This is a genomic window from Limnohabitans sp., assembly GCF_044361645.1.
In the GTDB taxonomy this organism is placed as follows: domain Bacteria; phylum Pseudomonadota; class Gammaproteobacteria; order Burkholderiales; family Burkholderiaceae_C; genus Limnohabitans_A.
Genome location: NZ_JBIKIL010000012.1, coordinates 26,269 through 45,846 on the forward strand (window position 1 = coordinate 26,269; position 19,578 = coordinate 45,846).

At 59.9% G+C, this 19,578-nt stretch carries 19 protein-coding genes and 1 pseudogene; 7 read left to right on the forward strand and 13 right to left on the reverse strand.

Annotated elements, in window-relative coordinates; genetic code table 11:
• Positions 1-196: 196 nt before the first annotated feature.
• Positions 197-892: a fumarylacetoacetate hydrolase family protein gene (locus tag ACIQ39_RS03480; RefSeq protein ID WP_396433224.1), complete on the reverse strand. Its 696-nt coding sequence runs from the start codon at positions 890-892 to the stop codon at positions 197-199.
• 100 nt (positions 893-992) lie between these two features.
• On the opposite strand from ACIQ39_RS03480, the gene ACIQ39_RS03485 reads away from it, so the two are divergent.
• Positions 993-1,430: a MarR family winged helix-turn-helix transcriptional regulator gene (locus ACIQ39_RS03485; RefSeq protein WP_396433225.1), complete on the forward strand. Its 438-nt coding sequence runs from the start codon at positions 993-995 to the stop codon at positions 1,428-1,430.
• A gap of 203 nt (positions 1,431-1,633) precedes the next feature.
• Here the strand turns inward: ACIQ39_RS03485 and ACIQ39_RS03490 are convergent, their stop codons facing one another.
• Both ACIQ39_RS03490 and ACIQ39_RS03495 read right to left on the reverse strand, forming a co-directional pair.
• Positions 1,634-1,936: an antibiotic biosynthesis monooxygenase family protein gene (locus ACIQ39_RS03490; protein WP_396433226.1), complete on the reverse strand. Its 303-nt coding sequence runs from the start codon at positions 1,934-1,936 to the stop codon at positions 1,634-1,636.
• Between the two features lie 207 nt (positions 1,937-2,143).
• Positions 2,144-3,043, reverse strand: a complete 900-nt coding sequence (locus tag ACIQ39_RS03495; RefSeq protein WP_396433227.1) for an NUDIX domain-containing protein — start codon at positions 3,041-3,043, stop codon at positions 2,144-2,146.
• A 92-nt stretch (positions 3,044-3,135) separates the two neighbouring features.
• Between ACIQ39_RS03495 and ACIQ39_RS03500 the strand changes: the two genes are divergently transcribed.
• From ACIQ39_RS03500 to ACIQ39_RS03520, 5 genes are all read left to right on the forward strand, one after another.
• Positions 3,136-3,711, forward strand: coding sequence for an HD domain-containing protein (locus ACIQ39_RS03500; protein WP_396433228.1), 576 nt, complete (start codon positions 3,136-3,138; stop codon positions 3,709-3,711).
• A 69-nt stretch (positions 3,712-3,780) separates the two neighbouring features.
• A complete protein-coding gene (locus tag ACIQ39_RS03505) occupies positions 3,781-4,626 on the forward strand; it encodes a GNAT family N-acetyltransferase (protein WP_396433229.1) in 846 nt (281 codons plus the stop codon).
• Positions 4,623-5,564, forward strand: coding sequence for a UDP-2,3-diacylglucosamine diphosphatase (locus ACIQ39_RS03510; RefSeq protein WP_396433230.1), 942 nt, complete (start codon positions 4,623-4,625; stop codon positions 5,562-5,564). The genes ACIQ39_RS03505 and ACIQ39_RS03510 overlap by 4 nt, the downstream gene beginning before the upstream one ends.
• A gap of 219 nt (positions 5,565-5,783) precedes the next feature.
• On the forward strand, positions 5,784-7,868 hold the full coding sequence (gene ppk1, locus ACIQ39_RS03515; protein ID WP_396433231.1) for a polyphosphate kinase 1: 2,085 nt from the start codon (positions 5,784-5,786) through the stop codon (positions 7,866-7,868).
• The gene (locus tag ACIQ39_RS03520; RefSeq protein WP_396433232.1) at positions 7,859-8,320 is read left to right on the forward strand and encodes a SixA phosphatase family protein; all 462 of its coding nucleotides are present in this window, start codon (positions 7,859-7,861) and stop codon (positions 8,318-8,320) included. The genes ppk1 and ACIQ39_RS03520 overlap by 10 nt, the downstream gene beginning before the upstream one ends.
• Before the next feature lie 6 nt (positions 8,321-8,326).
• Here the strand turns inward: ACIQ39_RS03520 and ACIQ39_RS03525 are convergent, their stop codons facing one another.
• From ACIQ39_RS03525 to ACIQ39_RS03560, 8 genes are all read right to left on the reverse strand, one after another.
• A complete protein-coding gene (locus tag ACIQ39_RS03525; protein WP_396433233.1) occupies positions 8,327-8,911 on the reverse strand; it encodes a hypothetical protein in 585 nt (194 codons plus the stop codon).
• Between the two features lie 165 nt (positions 8,912-9,076).
• Positions 9,077-10,579 (reverse strand): exopolyphosphatase, encoded by a 1,503-nt coding sequence (locus ACIQ39_RS03530; RefSeq protein ID WP_396433234.1) that lies wholly within the window; start codon positions 10,577-10,579, stop codon positions 9,077-9,079.
• A 169-nt stretch (positions 10,580-10,748) separates the two neighbouring features.
• Complete coding sequence (arsB, locus tag ACIQ39_RS03535; RefSeq protein WP_396433235.1) at positions 10,749-11,777, reverse strand: ACR3 family arsenite efflux transporter; 1,029 nt, start codon at positions 11,775-11,777, stop codon at positions 10,749-10,751.
• Positions 11,778-11,841: 64 nt separating this feature from the next.
• Complete coding sequence (locus tag ACIQ39_RS03540; RefSeq protein ID WP_396433236.1) at positions 11,842-12,330, reverse strand: arsenate reductase ArsC; 489 nt, start codon at positions 12,328-12,330, stop codon at positions 11,842-11,844.
• A gap of 32 nt (positions 12,331-12,362) precedes the next feature.
• A complete protein-coding gene (locus tag ACIQ39_RS03545) occupies positions 12,363-12,695 on the reverse strand; it encodes an ArsR/SmtB family transcription factor (protein ID WP_396433242.1) in 333 nt (110 codons plus the stop codon).
• Between the two features lie 23 nt (positions 12,696-12,718).
• Positions 12,719-13,969 carry an organoarsenical effux MFS transporter ArsJ gene (gene arsJ, locus ACIQ39_RS03550; RefSeq protein WP_396433237.1) on the reverse strand — a complete coding sequence of 417 codons (1,251 nt, stop codon included), beginning with the start codon at positions 13,967-13,969 and terminating at the stop codon, positions 12,719-12,721.
• 1 nt (position 13,970) lies between these two features.
• Positions 13,971-15,014, reverse strand: coding sequence for an ArsJ-associated glyceraldehyde-3-phosphate dehydrogenase (locus ACIQ39_RS03555; protein ID WP_396433238.1), 1,044 nt, complete (start codon positions 15,012-15,014; stop codon positions 13,971-13,973).
• Between the two features lie 216 nt (positions 15,015-15,230).
• A complete protein-coding gene (locus tag ACIQ39_RS03560; protein WP_396433239.1) occupies positions 15,231-16,229 on the reverse strand; it encodes a hypothetical protein in 999 nt (332 codons plus the stop codon).
• 286 nt (positions 16,230-16,515) lie between these two features.
• Between ACIQ39_RS03560 and ACIQ39_RS03565 the strand changes: the two genes are divergently transcribed.
• Positions 16,516-18,741 (forward strand): PhoX family protein, encoded by a 2,226-nt coding sequence (locus ACIQ39_RS03565; RefSeq protein WP_396433240.1) that lies wholly within the window; start codon positions 16,516-16,518, stop codon positions 18,739-18,741.
• Positions 18,742-18,759: 18 nt separating this feature from the next.
• Here the strand turns inward: ACIQ39_RS03565 and ACIQ39_RS03570 are convergent, their stop codons facing one another.
• Complete coding sequence (locus ACIQ39_RS03570) at positions 18,760-19,344, reverse strand: TlpA family protein disulfide reductase (protein ID WP_396433241.1); 585 nt, start codon at positions 19,342-19,344, stop codon at positions 18,760-18,762.
• A gap of 52 nt (positions 19,345-19,396) precedes the next feature.
• A pseudogene (locus ACIQ39_RS03575) lies at positions 19,397-19,578 on the reverse strand (IS630 family transposase); the annotation flags it as partial.

Below are 19,578 nucleotides of genomic sequence, written 5' to 3' on the forward strand. Positions count from 1 at the left end.
TTAATTAAAAAACAGGCCCATGTCCTGTCAAAAGTGCGGTGACAGCCCCAAAAAAGGACGCAAAACATGCATTATTTTGTAAGTTAATGGGATTTCTCAGACGGGTTGACCGTTGTTTTTGAAAATTTGTTCACTTAAATACACTTTTTGCGCGCAGCCCACCCAGGCCAGGCCCTTGGGCTGGGCGGACACGCGATCAGCCAATTTGGACGTGCAAGGGCCCCAAGCCGGTGATTTGAGCGACCAGGGTGTCGCCTGTCACCACCGCGGCCACGCCTTCGGGGGTGCCGGTGTAGATCAAGTCGCCAGCTTGCAGTTCCCAGGCGGCAGACAGGTGTTCAATGGTTTCGGCGACATTCCAGATCAGCTTGGCTACGTTGCTGCGCTGGCGGTCGCTGCCGTTGACCTGCAGGCTGATCTCGGCGTGGTCCACATCGCCTGCTTGCGCTTTGGGGGTGATGGGGCCGATGGGGGCTGAGTGGTCAAAGGCCTTGCCGATGCACCAAGGGCGGCCTTGTTTTTTCATGTCGTTTTGCAAGTCGCGGCGCGTCATGTCCAAACCCACGGCGTAGCCAAAGATGTGCTGGGCTGCGTCGGAGGCTGCGATGTTGCGCCCCCCCTTGCCAATGGCCACCACCAACTCGATTTCATGGTGCAGGTTTTGCGTCAAGCTGGGGTAGGGCATGGCACCCGTCTGAGCTGAGTCCACCACCACCAAGCTGTCGGTGGGTTTGAGGAAAAAGAACGGCGGTTCGCGCCCCGAGAAACCCATTTCTTTGGCGTGTTCTTCGTAGTTGCGGCCCACGCAGTAAATGCGGTGCACTGGAAAACGCGCCGCCATCCCGAGCACGGGCACAGAGACGGTGGGCATGGGCGAAAATACAAAATTCATGTTGTGCTTTCCTCAACAATTGAAAATCCGATGGTAATCGCAAGGCCAAAGCGCCAAGCAAGCTCGACTACAGCACCAACCCCAGCCCATTGACACGCTCATGAACCCCAGTATTGACCTGCAGGCCACACCCGGACACCTGATTCGAAGGGCGCAACAAATTGCGGTGGCCCTTTTTGCGGAGCAACTGGGCCACTTTGACATCACACCCGTGCAATTTGCCACCCTCAACGCCTTGTTGCTCAGTCAAGGCATCGACCAAGTGAGTTTGGCCAAGCATGTGGCCTTTGACGCGGCCACTTTGGGCTCGGTGATCGGGCGTTTGGAGGCCAAGGGCTGGGTTGCACGCGTGGCGGACCCGCTTGACCGCCGTCGCAAGTTGCTCAGCCTCACCTGCTTGGGGGTGCAAGCCCTGAAGGCTGTGCAGGCCGATGTGGCGCGTGTGCAAGAAAAAATCTTGGCCCCTTTGACGCCGTCTGAGCAAAGCCAGTTGGTGCGCTTGCTCGCGCGCTTGGTGCAAGGCCACCAAGCCGCTTGAGCGCTCAGCCCCGCCGGCGAGCGGTCAAGGCCAGTCGCCCGCCGGTCAAGCCAGCTGGGGGGCGGGTGCTGTCGACAGCGCGGGGCGGCGCTTGGCCCGGGGCGACAAAAAGAGGCCCGGGGTGACAAAAATGTGCGTGCCATGGATGTGGCAACTTCATCGGCCGATCAGATCGATCAGGCCGATCAGGCCGATCAGACTTTTCAGGCCGAGGTGTAGGTCAATTCAAAATGCGCCACGTGCGGCGGCTCAGCAAAGAAGGGGCCCACAATGGCACGCCACTCGGTGAACAGCGCCGACTCACGGAAACCCACGGTGTGGTCTTCCAGGGTGTCCCAAAAAATCTGCAGCACAAAGCGCTCTGGGTTTTCAATGCAGCGGTTGACCTTGGCCCCTCGGTAGCCTTTGGCGCGAGAAGCCACGCTGATCAGGCCGCGTTCAATGGCTTTTTCAAATTCGGCTTGCTGGCCGGGGTGGATGCGGATGTCGGCAAGTTCAAGGATCATGGCGTTGTCCAATGGCAAAAGTGGTGATGTCAAAAATGGCAGTTCAGCTCGGGTGATGTTGGCCGATGCTGAGGGCGCTTGCGCTTGTTGTGATGGCGGCGCTGTGGTTTTTGTCCTCCAAAATTGACGCTGCATAGTAGCCTGTGCTGGCGGGATTGCCTGTCTCGCATGGGCGGATTGTGCTGGCCTTGCAGGGCGCGGATTTTGTCATTTGCAGACTTGGCCGTGGGCGTTTGTTTGCGGGCCAAGATGCGGCATGAGCCCAGCCAAACTTTGCGCCAAAGAGACGCAAGCGTCCACCGTGAATTGCCCCGCTTGCATGCGCGTGATGACTTCGCCGGGGCTCAAGCACGCAAAAGATTGCACCTCGCCGTCGGTATTGATGGGCGTTTCATGCGCCGACAAATGCAGTGTGTAGACCAGCAGTTGCTCGTCGTGCCAGCCTTGTGGCTCCAGCCTTTGTGTGCGTACCGCACCTCGCCAGTGCAGGCGATGCGGGGCGTGCAAGCGCAAACCGGCTTCTTCGGCCAACTCGCGCAGTGCGCTGCTCAAAGGGCTTTCGCCTGCCGTCACGCCCCCGGCCGTGAGGTTGTCCAGCATGCTGGGGTCGGTGGCTTTGTGGGCCGCGCGGCGACCGCACCACAGATCCCCCTGCGCCGCAAAACCATGGATGTGCACGGCGTGGCTCATCATGCCCAGGTGCCTGAAACCGGCGCGTTCTGCGCACAAAAATGGCGGTATCTGGGCGTTGTGTGGGCAAACCGGCGTGTCTGACCACCAGGCAAAGTTTTCGCCACGCCAGCCGCGTATGCGGCCTTTGGCGGCTTGTTGCGTTAAAAAATCTTGCAGCGTTTGGCTGCGCTGGCGCTGAATGTGGGCCGCACTGCGCCAGTGCAATCGGCCTTGGCTGAGCTGGCAATGGGGCAGCTCAGCGAGCATCTCTTGCGCCCGCTCGGCAGGCACCCAGCCCACATCCACCGCGTCGCAGGTCCAAAAACAACCCGTGCTTGGGGGTGTCTGCCGGTGCCCCAGTTGTTGGCTCAGCCAGTCCTGCTGGGAGGGGTTCAAACGGGCCCAAAAGGCCGCCTCAGGTGGCTGGTGTTGCATGCTGAATCAGGGTCGCAAAAGGCATCAAAAATAAATCAGAAAGTCCGTCTATTTGTCATGCACTTGACATTTGAAAAGGCGACATTCAGGGCATGGACACAACGCTCAACGCACTGCTTCAATTGTACGAACAAGCAGGTGACCGCATGTACGCAGGCGAGGCCGTCACGCAATTGGCCCACGCTTGGCAGTGCGGTCGCTTGGCCGAAAAATCGGGTGCCAATGCCGGCTTGCAATTGGCCAGTTGGCTGCACGACATCGGGCACTTGATGTCTGCTGCGCCCGGCACGCCGACGCTGCGTGGTGAAGACGACCGGCATGAGGCCCTAGGTGCGCAACTGTTGATGCCCATTTTCGGACCATCGGTGGCCGAACCGATTCGCTTGCATGTTCAGGCCAAGCGTTACTTGGTGGGCATGCGCGAAAGCTATGCCAAAAAACTCACGCCCGATTCGATCCGCAGTTTGCAGCTGCAAGGTGGCCCGATGGACGCTGTGGCGTGTGCGCAATTTGAAACGGAGCCGTTCTTTTTTGATGCGGTGAAGTTGCGGGTTTGGGACGACTTGGCCAAAAAGAGCGGCTGGTTCGAAGACACGCCAGAGGCGGCCTTGGGCCATTTGGCCTCGTTGATGGTGAAAGTGAAAGCCCAGTGCGTCACTCAAATTTAACCCAAAAGACATTTTTTCGTCATGTTGACTGCGGATGATCCAAGCACACAGCCAACAGGAGTGAACGCCATGAAAGAACTGCCCAAACCCAGCTTTGCACTGTCACCGGTTCAATTGCCCAGGGGGTCACTTCATCCCCCCTTGCATGGTGCACGCATGGAGTTTTTGCCTCGCCGTGTGCAAAGCACCCTGCAGGTCAGTTGGGCTTTGCACCAAGACGAGGTTCGCGAAGCCCAGCGCCTGAGGTACGCGGTGTTCGCCACCGAATTGGGGGCCCGATTGCCCCCAAGCGTGCCGGGCCACGACATCGATTTGTTTGACGACTACTGCGAACACCTGCTGGTTCGGGACACGCTGTCGGGCACGGTGATCGGCACCTACCGCGTGCTCACACCCGCACAAGCCAAGCGTGTGGGCAGCACTTACAGCGACACCGAATTTGACCTGACCCGCCTGCGCGACATGCGCAGTCGCATGGTCGAGTTGGGGCGCAGTTGCGTGCATGGGGAGCACCGCCATGGCGGCGTCATCATGGCCTTGTGGGGCGCCCTGTTTGAGTTCATGGACCGCAACCGCTTGGACACCATGATCGGTTGCGCCAGCATTCCCATGCTGCACAACGGCTTGGTCACGGGCGATGTGGCCGCCAGCATTTGGCACCAGTTGCGACAAAGCCATTTGGCCGACATCCAATACCATGTTCGGCCCCGCTTGGCCTTGCCTGTCGACGAGTTGAACCACGGCCTGCCCATCGAGCCCCCCGCGCTCATCAAGGGTTATTTGCGCTTGGGTGCCAAAGTGTTGGGGGCGCCGGCGTGGGACCCAGATTTCAACACCGCCGACTTGCCCATGATGATGCGCACGGCCGATTTGCCTTTGCGCTACCGCAAACACTTTTTCAGCGTTCCCGCATGACATTCTCTTCAAGCCCACTGCACCATCCGCTGCGCTTCAAGACTGCGCAAGCCGGTCTTGACGCGGCATGGGTGAACGCAGCCTTGCCCGCCTTGCATGGCCAAGCCTCGCTGCACGAGGGCGATGAAAATCAAGACGATGACAAAGATGATCTTGGGCGTCAGCGTTTGCGCGCGGTGTTCATCTCTGACTTGCACATTGGCACGCCCGGTTTCCAGGCCGAGGCCTTGCTGGATTTTTTGAAGCACCACCCCAGCGATGTGCTGTATCTGGTGGGCGACATCGTGGACGGCTGGCAGCTTCGCAGGCGTTGGTTTTGGCCCCAAAGTCACAACGATGTGGTGCAAAAACTTTTGCGCAGAGCGCGCAAAGGCTGCCGCGTGGTCTACGTGCCGGGCAACCACGATGAATTTGCCAGGCACTTTGTAGGGCATGCATTTGGCGGCATTGAGGTCGTGCACGACACCTCACACACCACCGCCAAGGGGCTCAAATTGTGGGTGGTCCACGGCGACCATTTTGATGGCGTGATCCAGTGCGCCAAATGGCTGGCCTATGTGGGTGATTGGCTTTACGAGTTGACTTTGCGGCTGAATCGGCACCTCAACAGCTTTCGGTCTCGCGTGGGTTTGGGCTATTGGTCTTTGTCGGCTTACCTCAAGCTCAAGGTCAAAAAAGCGGTCAATTTCATCAGCGACTTTGAGGTGGCTGTGGCCAGCGAAGCCAAGCAGCGTGGTTTTGACGGTGTGGTGTGTGGTCACATTCACCACGCCGAAATCCGCGATGTCAACGGCACTTTGTATTGCAACGATGGCGATTGGGTGGAGAGCCGCACCGCCTTGGTCGAGCACGCCGATGGCCGCTTGGAAATTGTCCACTGGGGGAGCCACGCGGTGGTGAGCAACCGCACACCCGAGGTGCGCGCTGTGCCCGCTTAAGCCAGTTGGCCGACACCCACTGCGTCTGGCATGGCTTGCTCGGTGCGTTGGCGCACCGGCAGCAAGCTTTTCAAGCGCAGCCCGACAAGCGCATCAAGACAGGCCTTTTTGGGCTGCACAAATCGCCTTTGAATTCACGAAATTGTCACGAAATTGAAGCGCTCACTACTTATACTGAACCACGCTTTTTAAGTGTTTTTTTACAGGTTTCAAGCCCCCATGGACAAGCCCTTATCTGGCCACCCCCCGGCCTTGTTGGACCGCGATCTGAGCATCTTGTCGTTCAATGAGCGTGTGCTCGACTGGGCGCACCGGGCCGAAGTGCCCGTGTTGGAGCGCCTGCGCTACCTGTGCATCGTGTCCTCGAACATTGACGAGTTTTTCGAAGTGCGTGCACAGCCCCATGTGATGGGCACTTTGCAAGACCTCACAGCAAACCCCTACGGCAGCGACAGCCTGTCGGCGATCGCGGCCAAAACCAACGCCATGGTGGCACGCCAATATGCCTTGTACAACGACGACCTCTTGCCCACATTGCAAAAAGCGGGTTACCGCATCTTGTCGCATGGCGAACGCAACGCTGTGCAGCGCCAATGGGTGAGCAATTATTTTCAGCGCGAAGTCAAACCCCTGTTGGTGCCGGTGGGCCTGGACCCAGCGCACCCTTTTCCCAATGTGGCCAACAAATCACTCAACTTCATTGTGCAGTTGTCTGGCCAAGATGCTTTTGGCCGCTCCAACGAGATTGCGATTGTCAAGGTGCCTCGCGTATTGCCCCGTTTGATCCCTTTGCCGCCCCGTGTGTACGATGGTTGCACCGCGTTTGTCTTGCTGTCGAGCGTGATCAGGGCCCACTTGGGCGAGCTTTTCCCGGGGCGAGAGGTCGGGCAATTTTCACAGTTCAGAGTCACCCGCCATTCGGATTTGGCAGTGGACGAAGACGAGATCGCCAATTTGCGCATGGCCTTGCAGCAAGGGCTGCAGCACCGTCACTATGGGCAAGCGGTGCGACTGGAGGTGTCGGCCACCTGTGCGCCACGCTTGCTGGATTTTTTGCGCACAGAATTTCGCCTGCCCGAGGCCGCAATTTACCGCGTCAATGGCCCCGTGAACTTGGTGCGCTTGATGCAATTGATCGATCTGATCAATCTACCCAAACTGTTGTTCCCCCCTTACAAAGCCAGTTTTCCAGTGCAATTGCCGCAACAAACCTCGGTTTTCGCCAGACTCAAACAAGGCGACGTGGTGATTCACCAGCCCTTTGAGAGCTTTGATGGTGTTTTGGCTTTTTTGCGCGAGGCGGTGCTGGACCCCAGCGTGTTGGCCATCAAACAAACCATTTACCGCGCGGGCAGTGACACCACCATGATGGACCTGCTGCGCGAGGCGGTGCGCAGAGGCAAAGAGGTCACCGCCGTGGTCGAACTCAAGGCCCGGTTTGACGAAGAGGCCAACATCAACTGGGCCGAGCAGCTCGAGGCCATCGGGGCCCAAGTGGTGTACGGCATTGTGGGGCTTAAAACACACGCCAAGATGCTGCTGGTGACACGCCGTGAGGGCCGAAGTTTGAAGCGCTACGGCCATTTGTCGACAGGCAACTACAACCGGCGAACGGCAGCGCTGTACACCGACATCAGCTACCTCACGGCTGACGCGGCGATCACCGCCGACATGGACCAGTTGTTTGGCCATTTGGCCAGCCAAAGCCGTTTGCCCAAGCTCAAGCGCTTGTTGCTTGCCCCTTTTCACCTGCACGCCGAGATGCTGGCGCGCATCCAAGCCGTGGGTGCTGCAGCAAAGCGGGGTGCCCCGGCCCGTATCGTGATCAAGGTCAACGCGCTGACCGATTTGCCCTTGATCAATGCCTTGCTTTTGGCGGGTCAACAAGGTGCCAAGATCGACTTGATTGTGCGCGGTGCTTGCATGCTGCCAGCGGGTGTGGCCGGGGTGAGTGAGAACATCCGCGTGCGCTCGGTGATTGGCCGATTTTTAGAGCACACCCGGGTCTTTTACTTTGACGCCGAGCAAGACGAGGCGCTGTTTTTGTCAAGCGCTGACTGGATGACGCGCAACATGACGCGTCGCATCGAGTTGGCTTGGCCTGTCAACGACCCGGCCTTGCGCCAGCGCATCATCAACGAGTGCTTGATTGCTTATTTGCACGACGGTCGCGACGCCTGGGATTTGGCCTCGGATGGCCAATACCACCGCGTGGATTTGGCGGCGTCGGGCCACAGTGCGCAGCAAGCGCTGATGCAGCGCTACAGCGACACCAATCCACGGGAGTCTGGCGAATGGACTTGATTGTTTGGCGGCATGCCGAGGCGCACGATGCCGAGCCGGGGGGCGATGACTTGCTCAGGGCCTTGACCCCCAGAGGCCGCAAGCAAGCCGAGCGCATGGCTGCATGGTTAGAAAAGCAGTTGCCCCAAGGCACGCGCGTGCTGAGCAGCCCCGCGCTGCGTGCAGAACAAACCGTCAAGGCGATGGGGCGCAAATACAAAGTGCGCGATGCTTTGTCGCCCGGTGCCACGGTGCAAGATGTGCTGGAAACCGCGGGCTGGCCTGCGGCCAACCACTCTGTTTTGTTGGTAGGCCACCAACCGGCCTTGGGCGGTTTGTTGGCGCATTTGTTGGGCATGCCCGAGGCGGTTTGCGCCATCCGCAAGGGCGCGGTGTGGTGGCTGCGCCACCGCGTGCGCGAGGGTCAGGCGCAAACCGTGTTGTTGGCGGTGACCTGCCCCGAGCGCATCTGAGCGCGATCAGTCTTTGGCGGGGCGGCCCGTCTTGATGGTGGGCACCATGGCCATGGCTTTTTTGAAGGCGGCGTCGGCCATGCCCACCAAAGCCTGCAGGCCAGCGCGGATCAGTTCACTCTTTTTGACCTCAACGCCCAAAGCCATGGCGCGTTTCTTCATGGCATCGATTTGCAACAACTCGGTTTTGGGCAGGGTGAAGCTGTCGCGCACCACTTTGACTTTTTTGTCCTTGGCGGGCTTGCTGCTTGCCGGGGCTTTCTTTTTGCTTGTGGTTTTGGGCGCTGCCTTGGTTGCAGCGGGGGCCGCAGCGGGGGTGGTTTGGGTTGCAGTTTGGGGTGCTGCTTTGCCCCTCACGGCATTGGCAGCACCGGCGGGCGCTGCTTTGCGGGCGGATTTGGATGGGGTTTTAGCCGAAGTTTTGGCAGCAGGCTTGGCCGCGGCGCTGGTTTTTTGCGCCGCCAATGTGCGCGGCTGGCCCGGTTGACGCGCTTGACTGGGCTTGGGCGCTGGGCTGGGCGCAGTGTGGCCGACCGAGGCGGCGCCTTGGGTGGGGGTGTTTGTGGTGCTTTGCGCGGCGCTCATGGTCATGTTGGCTCCAATTTAAAAAAACGGTGCATACAGTTTATACCGTTGTTTTTTTCTTCACAAGCATGTGCCCCCGAAAACGCAAGGGCTTGATGCGGTGCATGCCCAAATGGCCCAGCCCGCCCACTTGCAAGGGCCGCCGCCCGGGCTGCCGCAGGGCTCGGCTGTTCAGACAGGCAAGGGCAAAAAAGACCAACCGGTTTTGAGCCAAGCCGCGCGTTCTTCGCGCAGCAAATGCGCCGACTGCGGCCACAACTCGGCCCATTCGCTGCCGATGCTCAAGGCCACCGTGCAGCGTGCTTCGTCGCAAGCCAAGCTGAGCCCTGACAAATCGGGGTCGCGGCGGGCATGGCACAAAACCACGGCCAAACGCAAGGCCATGAGTTGCTGCACAAACCGCACATCCTCCAACTCGGCTTCGAGCTTGCGCAGTTTGCCCCGGTGGCCCAACACCAGTTGACTCAGGCGGTGCAACTCATTGAGGGTGAAACCCGGCAAATCGGTGTTGTCTAAGATGTATGCGCCGTGCTTGTGGTAATCGCTGTGCGAGATGCGCATGCCGGTTTCGTGCAGTTGGCATGCCCAACGGAGTTTTTGCAAGTGGCGCTGCCGCTCGCTCGCAGGCACGCTGGGGCTGGTGCTCATCATGGCTTCGAGCAAACTCTGGGCGGTGCGCGCAACCCGCTCGGCCTGCAAGGCATCGGTGCCAAAGCGCTGGGCCAGCCAATCGACCATGGAGGAGCGCACATCTTGCATGCCCTCGCGGTCGATCAGGTCGTACAAAGCGCCGTGCCGCAACGCCCCTTGGGCGGCGTGCATCTCATCGATCTGCAACAGGTCAAAGACGGCTTGCAAGACCGCCAAGCCGCCGCCGATCACGGGTTTGCGGTCTTCTTTGACGCCTTCCAGGCGCAGATTTTCGGGTCTCTGGGCTTTGAGCAAACGGTCTTTGAGCCAGGACAAACCGTCGCGGGTGACGCGTCCTTCGGGCCAACCGGCCGCGTTCAAAATGTCGGCCACCGAACCCACCGTGCCCGAGGAGCCGTAACACTTGTCCCAGTGGTTGCGGTTGAACAAAATTTGGGCTTCGTCCAGCACTGCTTTGGCACCAATTTCGGCGGCTTTGAAAGCCGATGGGGTCCACAGGCCATCGCCGAAATACTTCATGGACCAGGCCACGCTGCCCACGCGGTAAGACTCTAAGGTGCTGGCGCTCTCATGCTGGCCCAAGATCATCTCGGTGGACCGACCACCAATGTCCACCACCAAGCGGCGTTCATCCGATTGCGGCAACAGGTGCGACACGCCCAAATAAATCAACCGGGCTTCCTCGCGCCCGGCAATCACCTCGATCGGAAAGCCCAACAAGTGTTTGGCTTTGCTCAAAAAGGCTTCGCGGTTGCGCGCTTCGCGCAGGGTTTGTGTGGCCACAGCACGCACTTGGCCGGGTTTGAAGCCGGCGATGCGTTCGCCAAAACGGGCCAAGCACTCCCAGCCCCGCACCATCGCTTCTTCGCTCAAATTGCGCTCGGCATCCAAGCCGTTGCCTTGTCGAACGGTTTCCTTGATGTACTCCACCCGCCGCAGTTGCCCTGAGTCCATTTGACCTATTTCAAGTCTGAAACTGTTGGAGCCGAGGTCAATGGCAGCGAAAAGGGACTTGGTTTGCATGGAGAGGTGGGGCAGGGCAAGGCAGATCGGAAAGATGCAGATTATGTGACTTAAATGTGAAATGTTCGTGACGCGCACCGGTGCTGAGTCACTTGTCTGCCCCCAGTTCAGGCTTGGCGCTTGTCTGCGCTTGTCTGGGCCCCAGGTGCCAAGTTCACACGCGCATGCTTCAAGCCTTGGCGATCTTGGGCTGCTGCGGTGCCCAGCGATTGATCAGCGCCACCAGGCTCAGCATCACGGGCACCTCGACCAGCACACCCACCACGGTGGCCAGCGCCGCGCCCGAATGCAGGCCAAACAGCGAAATCGCCACCGCCACCGCCAGCTCAAAAAAATTGGAAGTGCCAATCAAACAAGCGGGCCCGGCCACGTTGTGCGGCAGTTTGAGCCAGCGCGCGCCCCACCAGGCGATGAAGAAAATGCCATAGGTTTGCAACACCAAGGGCAGGGCAATGAGGGCGATGACCAGGGGCTTGTCGATGAGGGTCTGCGCCTGAAAGCCAAACAACAGCACCACCGTCGCGATCAAACCGGTGACCGACCACGGCTTGAGTTGCACCACGCGGCGCTGCAGGTGTTCGGCCCCGCGCGCCAGCCACAAGCGGCGGCACAGCATGCCTGCGGCCAGGGGCAGCACCACATACAGCACCGTGGACAGCACCAAGGTTTCCCATGGCACGGTGACATCGGCCACGCCCAGCAAAAAAGCTGCAATGGGCGCAAAAGCCACCACCATGACGAGGTCGTTGATCGAGACCTGCACCAAGGTGTAGTTGGCATCGCCCTTGACCAGTTGGCTCCACACAAACACCATGGCGGTGCAAGGGGCCACGCCCAGCAAGATCATGCCGGCGATGTACTCCTTGGCCGATTGCGGATCGACCCAGGGCGCAAAAATATGCTGAAAAAACAGCACACCCAAAGCCGCCATGCTGAAGGGCTTGATCAGCCAATTGACCACCAGCGTGAGCCACAAAGCTTGCGGTCTTTTGCCCACGTCTTTCATGGCGCGCCAATCGATTTGCACCATCATGGGGAAAATCATCACCCAGATGAACACCGCCACCACCAAGTTGACGTGTGCCCACGCCAAACCGGCCACGGCCTGAAACAGGTCAGGCACCAGCAGGCCCAAGCCCACGCCGACTGCAATGCCCAAAGCCACCCAAATCGATAAAAAGCGCTCAAAAATGCCCATGACCGATTGTGAACTCAGAACGCGGTGCTGAAATCGCGCAGCCGATTGAAAACCGTTGGGTGGCTCATTCTTGGCCGATTTTTTGCAGTTCTTTGTGCAAAGACAAATGGTCGAGTTTGTCCATGGGCAGGCTGAGCAAGATCGAGATGCGACGGTGCAACTTCATGAACGCACCCCAAAAGGCTTTGGCTTGGTCTTCTTCTGTGCCTGTGGCATGAGCGGGATCTTCCACGCCCCAATGCGCGGACATGGGCTGGCCCGGCCAGATGGGGCAAACCTCGCCTGCGGCCTTGTCGCACACCGTGATCACAAAGTCCATGACCGGGGCACCGGGCGCGGCAAATTCAGCCCATGACTTGCTGCGCAAGCCCACGGTGCTGAGGTGCTTGCGCGCCAGACAATCGGCTGCGCCGGGGTGGAGGTGCCCCGCAGGCTGGCTGCCCGCGCTGTAAGCCACAAACCGGTGTGGCCCCAGGTGGTTCATGATGGCCTCGGCCATGATGCTGCGCGAAGAGTTGCCGGTGCAGATGAACAGGATGTTGAACAAGGCCATGGGAAATTCTCCTGCAAGAGTCAGCTTGCCGTTCAGCAGCGGCCCGGTTCGCAAGTGAGGTTGATGGCATCGCCGCAAGGCAGGCCTTGGCAGCAGTGGGCCGTCAAAAAGTCCATCAGGCTTTGCATGGCTCTGAGGTCTGCGCGGTAGCGCAAAAACCGGCCTTCGCGTTGCACGCTGACCAAGGCCGAGTGGTGCAATTCTTTCAGGTGAAACGAGAGCGTGTTGGCCGGCACATCCAAAGCCGCAGACAACTGCCCGGGCTGAATGCCTTCAGGCCCGGCACCCACGATGGCGCGAAACACCTTGAGGCGCGAGCTTTGCGCCAGAGCCGCCAAGGCCTTGACGGCCACGTCTTCGTCCATGACGCTGAAAAGAGAAACGGGGGTCATGGGCTGGCCTTTTGTGCAGGGGTGTGGGTCAGCAGGCCCATGGGCAAACGCAGCGTGGCCAGCCAGCACAAGAGCAGCATCAAAGCCGAGCCCAGGAGCGCGACCATCAGGCCACCCCACTGGTACAACAAGCCCGACAGCAGCGTGCCCATGAAACGGCCCAGCGCGTTGGCAGCGTAATAAAAGCCCACGTCTTCGGCGGCTTTTTCAGAGCCGGCATAGGCCAACACCAGATAACTGTGCACCGACGAATTGATGGCAAAAGCAAAGCCAAACAAACTCAGACCGCCCACCACCCACCACTCCAGCTGCGGTGCTTGCAGGTACATGGCCGCTGCAATGCCCAGCGGTATGAGCATGAGCACCGCCGACCACCAACGCGCTGCAGGCACCTCGCGGCTCAGGCCGTCGGCGCTGCGCCGCACCAGTTGTGGGGCCAGCGCTTGCACCAGGCCATAACCAATCGTCCAAGCTGCCAAAAAGCCGCCCACCATGGTGAAGGTCCAGCCCACGGAGTACAAAAACACCGGCAGGCCCACCACAAACCACACATCGCGTGCGCCAAACAAGGCCACGCGGGCGGCCGCCAAAGCGTTGATGCCCGGGTTTTTGGCGAACAGCTCGCGCGCCGAACTGGAGGGCTTGCTCTTGCCCATCATGGGCGGCAGGCTGGTCACCACGCCCAGCAGCACCAAGGCGAGCAAGCCCGCCATGGCCCACAGCGAGCCCTGAAAGCCCAGCGTCTGCAGCAGCAAGCCGCCTAAGAAAAAGCCCAAACCCTTCATGGCATTTTTGCTGCCGGTGAACCAGGCCACCCACTTGAAGAGCTGCCCGTTGCCCGTGTCTTTGGCCTGCGCCTGGGTGATCTTGATGGCCGATTTGCTGGCGGTTTTGGTCAAGTCTTTGGCCACGCCGCACACCCCTTGCGCCAGCACCACCCAGGCCACCGACATGGCCGCAGTCCAATCGGGCTGCAGAGCCGACAATAAAGCAAAGCCGATGATCTGCGTGACCAAGCCCACGGTGAGCATGCGCGCAATGCCGTAACGCGTGGCCAGCCAGCCGCCAATCAGGTTGGCCAACACGCCCGCGCCTTCGTACAGCAAAAACAAAAACGCCAGCGTGAAAGGCGAGTAACCCAGCTGGTAAAAGTGCAGCAGCACCAACATGCGCAAAGCGCCGTCGGTCAGGGTGAAGCCCCAATAGGCCGCGGTGACGATGCCGTAATGGCGTTCAGCAGCGTTCATCTCAGATGCCGACCTCGTTCATGTGGCAGGCCAGGTCGACCATGCGGCAGGCGTAGCCCATCTCGTTGTCGTACCAAGCGTAAATTTTGAGCAGCGTGCCGTCGGTCACCAGGGTGGACAGCGCGTCCACGATGGCGCTGCGCGTGTCGCGGGCATAGTCCACGCTGACCAAGGGGCGCTCCTCGTAACCCAAGATGCCTGCCAGCGGGCCTGCGGCGGCTGCGGCAAACAAGGCGTTGACTTCTTCGGCGCTGGTTTCGCGTTTCATCTCAAAGACACAGTCTGTGAGGGACGCATTGAGCACCGGGGCGCGCACCGCGTGGCCGTTGAGCTTGCCCTTGAGCTCGGGGTAAATCAGGGCAATCGCCGTGGCGCTGCCGGTGGTGGTGGGGGCCAGGCTGACCATGGCGCTGCGCGCGCGGCGCAGGTCTTTGTGCGGCGCGTCCACCACCAAATTGGTGTTGGTCGGGTCGTGGATGGTGGTGATCTGGCCGTGTTTGATGCCAATCGCTTCGTGCACGACTTTGACCACCGGGGCCAGGCAGTTGGTGGTGCAAGACGCCGCTGTGACGATGCGGTCTTTGGCCGGGTTGTACAGCGTGTGGTTGATGCCCACCACGATGTTCAGCACATCGCCCACTTTGACAGGGGCGGCCACGATCACGCGCTTGGCGCCCCGGTCCAGGTGGCCTTGCAGGGTTTCGGGCGTCAAAAACTTGCCGGTGCATTCGAGCACCAGGTCCACACCCAGGTCGCCCCAGGGGATGTCGGCCGGGTGGGCATGGGATGAAAAGCCCAAAGTTCGCTCACCGATGCGGATCTGGCTGTCGCCCTTTGCTTCGATGCGCTCGCGCCATTTGCCCTGCACGCTGTCAAAGGCCAGCAAGTGGGCCGTGGCCGCTGCGCCGCCTTTGAGTTCGTTCAGGTGCACCACCTCCAGGCGGTTGCCTGCGCGGGGGTCGTCCGACTGGCGCTCAGCCGCGCCCATGGCCGCACGCAGCGCCAAACGGCCGATGCGGCCCATGCCATTGATGCCAACTTTCATGGTGCTTCCTCTTGGTGTAATTCGATGGACATCGAATTGTGCGCGGCCTGTGTGTCAGTTCAGTGACAGACCGGCCTGCAAGTGGGGTGATCGCCAGCCTGCCAATCAACACAGGCCAAGGCCAAGGAAGGCCAAAGAAGGCCAAAGAAGGCCAATGCGGCTCAGTCTGCACACCGCATTTGGCCAAGGCACATGGGCAGGCTTTGCACCTTGGGCTCAATCCACGGGGGCTAAAACCACCTCGATGGCATACCCTAGGGCTTGCCCACGGGGGTGCTCAATCCGCAGCCTCATGGCCCTTTCGTCGCCTGGCGGCGAGGTTGCAAGCGGCACCGCTGGAGGTGCCCCCTCTTCGCGCCCCAGCAGGTCTTGGGGCCGGGTGCGCGCAGCTGGGGCACCCACCCCAAACGCCCGGCCTGTTTGCAAGGTCAAAATGGCCTTGGCTTGTTTCGGCGTGAGTTCAAGTTGCTGGATGGAAATCAGCCGGTGGCCTGGGGGAATCTGCCAAGTGACATGGTCGGTGTCGTCACGCGCCACCCAGCCGTGGATCACATGGGTGTGCGCGCCTGCGGTCAAGACGCTGGGCAGCGCGGGATTGTCTGAGGCTTCATGCGCCAGGCGGCTTTGAATGGCGGCGTCAAAACTTGTGCCTTCCGACGCGTTGCCTGCCAGGTCCACTTGGCGCAGCCGCACATCGGTCAGCATGTTGCCCAAAAGCGCCAGTGCAGCCCCTTGGCCTGCGCGCCAGGTGGCTTGCTGGTCGAGTGAATATTCCCAGTGCGCGCCCGGCTCCAGCCCTGAGAGCTTCAAAATGTGGGTGTTGCCCTCAGGCTGTGCGCTGACGGTCAGGACGGCAGGGGCCATGGTGTCCAGAACACAAGGGACGCGAACGATCTTCGAGGTGTTGCCTGCGTAATCGCGTGCGCGCACCCAAATCATTTGGGGCCCGTCGTCTTTGACCTCAAACGATTGGCCAACACCTCGGCTCCAGCTGGCACCTTGGTCCAGTGAAAACTCCCAGCCCAAGCCTGCGCTTTCGACATCCCACAAACCGTTGCGGGTCACGCCATCGCTCACGCTCAGACCGGTGTCGTTGAAGGACAAAACAGGGGCGCTGAGCCGCTCTGCGCCCTCCGCCAAGCGGACTGAGGAGGGCAAAGCACGGGGCGCGGTGTCTTGTTGGGTCAAAGCCTTCGCGCCGCTGCAGGCGGTCAAAACAAGAGCTGAAAAACAAACCAACAGGCAAGAAACGCGCTGATCAAAACCATTGGGCATGTGGCCTCTTTGTCCAAAGCTGTTGAAAATTGGCCATCGAAAAATGTTCAAACGCCAAATGCAGTTGAGATGCTAAGCGCGCACATGACACGGGCATGAAAACAGCTGCAAAGCTTGTCAGCTTTCACAGCACAGCGCCAGACAAAGTCGCTCGCATGGCGGGTTTGTCATCAAAGCTACACATGGCGCATGAAAGATGTGGTTTTTTTAACCGAGGCTTCTTCACATGTCACACACACTCAGCGATCTGGTCTGCAACACCTCTGACAACCCCCACTTTCAGGATGTCCTGACCCAGTCCCTGCAAAACCCCACGCGCCGTGGTTTGCTGCGCGGTGGCTTGGGTTTGGCAGGCTTGGCCATGCTGCCCGGCTGCGCCAGTCTGAGCACCGGCATGGCCGCTGCGCCCAAGGCTTTGGGCTTTCCCGCTGTGGAAAAAAGTCTGTTCGACAATGTCATGCTGCCACCGGGTTACCAGTACAGCGTGCTGCACGCCACGGGCGATGCGCTTGACTCGGCTTTGGCGGCTTATTCGAACAAAGGCACCGAGTCAGACGACTGGGCACGCCGTGTGGGCGATCACCACGACGGCATGGACATCTACTACATCGATGCCAAGGGCAGGTATTCTGAAAACGAAACCGGCCGCGCCGTGCTGTGTGTCAACCACGAAAGCTCGGCCGATGCGCATTTCATGCACCCCAATGGCCAAACCAGCAATGGTGTCAGTGGCAAAAAGTTTTCGCAATTTGGCGACTGGGACCTGGGCACGCGCCCTGAGCTCGAAGTGCTCAAAGAAATCAACCACCACGGTGTGTCGGTGGTGGAGATCGTCAAAACCCCGCAAGGCTGGCGCGTCAAGCAAGACTCACCGCTGAACCGCCGCATCACCGCACAAACCCCCGTGCGCATCAGCGGGCCACGCGCGCACATCGATCAAATTCGCGCTTTCATGGTCACCCGCTGGGACACAGCCGGTTCCATGGCGCGTGGCACCTTGAACAACTGCGGCCATGGCAAAACGCCTTGGGGCACCTATCTGGGATGTGAAGAGAACTGGGCTTACTATTTTCAAGCCACTGCCAATGGGGCTGCGCTGACGGCCAAAGAAGTGGCTACTCGCAAACGTTATGGTGTTGCTGCTGAAGCCCCTGCGGCAGGTGTCAAAAAAGCCAAAAGCCAAGGCTGGCATACCGTGTCGGACACCGACGACCGCTTTGCCCGTTGGAACTTGGCTGCCACCGCTGCCAAACCCGATAAAGACTTCCGCAATGAAGCCAACACATTTGGCTTCAACGTTGAAATCGATCCCCTGTCGCCCAACTCCACACCCGCTAAGCGCGTGGCCATGGGCCGGTTTGCACACGAAGCCGCCGTTTGTGGTGTCCCCAAGGCTGGTGAGCCTTTGGCGTTTTACATGGGCTGCGACTCCCGCAACGAATACATTTACAAATTCGTTTCGGCAGCCGTCTGGGATCCTCGCGATATCGGTGGTGGACTGGTTGCTGGCGACAAATACCTGAGCGAAGGCAAGTTGTACGCGGCTCGCTTTGACGCCACAGGCCAAGGCGAATGGCTGGAGCTGACCATGGCCGACCCCCGCATCGCCAACTACAGCGCGTACAAGTTTGCCAACCAGGCCGACATTTACGTCAACACCCGCCATGCTGCCGATGCCGTGGGCGCGACCAAGATGGACCGTCCGGAGTGGGGTGCTGTCAACCACCGCAACGGCGAGGTGTACTTTGCCCTGACCAACAACAGCGCCGCCAACCGCACACCCGCCAAAGTGGACGCCGCCAATCCCCGTGCTTACATGGACATGGATGGCAAAAAAGGCATGGGCAATCCGCACGGCCACATCATCCGGTTCAAGGAAGCGGGTCAAACATCCACGGCCAAGACCTTTGCCTGGGACATCTTCTTGTTTGGCGCCGAGGAAGACTCGGGCGATGCCAACTTGTCGGGCTTGACCCCTAAAAATTCGTTCTCTTCGCCCGACGGCCTGTGGTTCAGCAAGGCCACGGGCATTTGCTGGATCCAGACCGACGACGGTGCTTTCACCGACGAGACCAACTGCATGATGTTGGCGGCCATTCCGGGCCAAGTGGGTGACGGCGGCAAAGTCACGGTGAAAAACAAAATGGTGGTGGGCGGTGTCGAGCAAAGCGGCACCCAAGAAAGCTTCATTGGCGCGGCTTTGGGCGAGGCCAAACTGCGCCGCTTCTTGGTGGCACCGCCCGGCGCAGAGGTCACCGGCATCACCGAGACCGCCGATGGCCGGACCTTGTTTGTCAACATCCAGCACCCAGGTGAATTGTCCAAGCCCTTGGCCAGCGGCAGCGCACCCCAAAGCATGTGGCCGGGCAACGCAGGCTACGGTGCACAGGGCCGTCCGCGTTCGGCCACCATCGTGATCACGCGCAAAGATGGTGGGGTGATCGGGCTGTAAAGCTCTGGGGTCAAGTGTTCAGATCAGCCGAGCGATGGCCTCAACATCCTCGGCGAACATTTGGCCCTTTTCCGCCAACAGCACTTTGTGCTGTCTGTCCATCAAGAGCGTGATGGGCAAGCCCTTGGGTTTGGGAAACTGTTGGCGCCACGCGGGGCTGGCCCAAGCCGAGGGGAAGGTGTAGCCGCGTTTTTGCAGGTAAGCCCGAGCGTCTTCGGGCTTTTTGTCGATGGACAAGGCCAGCATGCGCAAGCCCCGGTTTTTTTGTGCCTGCCACAGCGCCTGCATGCTCGGGCTTTGCAGGGCGCAAAATGGGCAGGTGCTGGACCACCAATACAGCAGCAAAGGCTGGCGCTCGTGCTGAAAGTTCACGTCGCTGAGCAAACGGATGGGCGGTACCTTGAGCAAATCACCCACGCGGGGCATAGGGGGTGCCATGGCTTCCAGGCTTGCTTCGGAGGGGCTTTGGGCTTGTGCCCAGGCCCACGGCCACAAGGCGCTTAGACCTAAACCGAGGCTGATTTGTCTGCGTGTTGCAAAAGACATCGGTGCCCCATGGGGGGTGCGTGTCGCGTCTTTGGATTCAGGGGCAACTTGGGCCACGGTTTACTCCATTTCCATTTCTAGTACATCGTTCCATTAAAACCAATGCATATTAGGCGACACCGAGATCGAACTTGTTCCAACGAAACACCACTGGCGATGCATTTATCTCTGCTATGCCTTTGAGGATGCGCTGTTTCAGATCGTCTTTGGATGTGACCCGGATGTGCCGCAGGAATGTGCGCGCCATCTTGGAGAAGGCGCACTCGATCAAGTTGAGCCAAGAGCCATGCT

What these genes read in the sequence shown, in the direction of transcription:
- ACIQ39_RS03520 (WP_396433232.1), top strand. Translation starts at nt 7,859, where the DNA reads ATGGACTTGATTGTTTGGCGGCATGCCGAGGCGCACGATGCCGAGCCG.
- ACIQ39_RS03485 (WP_396433225.1), top strand. Translation starts at nt 993, where the DNA reads ATGAACCCCAGTATTGACCTGCAGGCCACACCCGGACACCTGATTCGA.
- ACIQ39_RS03540 (WP_396433236.1), bottom strand. Translation starts at nt 12,330, where the DNA reads ATGGCCTTGTTCAACATCCTGTTCATCTGCACCGGCAACTCTTCGCGC.
- ACIQ39_RS03525 (WP_396433233.1), bottom strand. Translation starts at nt 8,911, where the DNA reads ATGACCATGAGCGCCGCGCAAAGCACCACAAACACCCCCACCCAAGGC.
- ACIQ39_RS03505 (WP_396433229.1), top strand. Translation starts at nt 3,781, where the DNA reads ATGAAAGAACTGCCCAAACCCAGCTTTGCACTGTCACCGGTTCAATTG.
- ACIQ39_RS03530 (WP_396433234.1), bottom strand. Translation starts at nt 10,579, where the DNA reads ATGCAAACCAAGTCCCTTTTCGCTGCCATTGACCTCGGCTCCAACAGT.
- ACIQ39_RS03480 (WP_396433224.1), bottom strand. Translation starts at nt 892, where the DNA reads ATGAATTTTGTATTTTCGCCCATGCCCACCGTCTCTGTGCCCGTGCTC.
- ACIQ39_RS03500 (WP_396433228.1), top strand. Translation starts at nt 3,136, where the DNA reads ATGGACACAACGCTCAACGCACTGCTTCAATTGTACGAACAAGCAGGT.
- ACIQ39_RS03545 (WP_396433242.1), bottom strand. Translation starts at nt 12,695, where the DNA reads ATGGACGAAGACGTGGCCGTCAAGGCCTTGGCGGCTCTGGCGCAAAGC.
- ACIQ39_RS03510 (WP_396433230.1), top strand. Translation starts at nt 4,623, where the DNA reads ATGACATTCTCTTCAAGCCCACTGCACCATCCGCTGCGCTTCAAGACT.
- ACIQ39_RS03490 (WP_396433226.1), bottom strand. Translation starts at nt 1,936, where the DNA reads ATGATCCTTGAACTTGCCGACATCCGCATCCACCCCGGCCAGCAAGCC.
- ACIQ39_RS03565 (WP_396433240.1), top strand. Translation starts at nt 16,516, where the DNA reads ATGTCACACACACTCAGCGATCTGGTCTGCAACACCTCTGACAACCCC.
- ACIQ39_RS03495 (WP_396433227.1), bottom strand. Translation starts at nt 3,043, where the DNA reads ATGCAACACCAGCCACCTGAGGCGGCCTTTTGGGCCCGTTTGAACCCC.
- arsJ (WP_396433237.1), bottom strand. Translation starts at nt 13,969, where the DNA reads ATGAACGCTGCTGAACGCCATTACGGCATCGTCACCGCGGCCTATTGG.
- ppk1 (WP_396433231.1), top strand. Translation starts at nt 5,784, where the DNA reads ATGGACAAGCCCTTATCTGGCCACCCCCCGGCCTTGTTGGACCGCGAT.
- arsB (WP_396433235.1), bottom strand. Translation starts at nt 11,777, where the DNA reads ATGGGCATTTTTGAGCGCTTTTTATCGATTTGGGTGGCTTTGGGCATT.
- ACIQ39_RS03555 (WP_396433238.1), bottom strand. Translation starts at nt 15,014, where the DNA reads ATGAAAGTTGGCATCAATGGCATGGGCCGCATCGGCCGTTTGGCGCTG.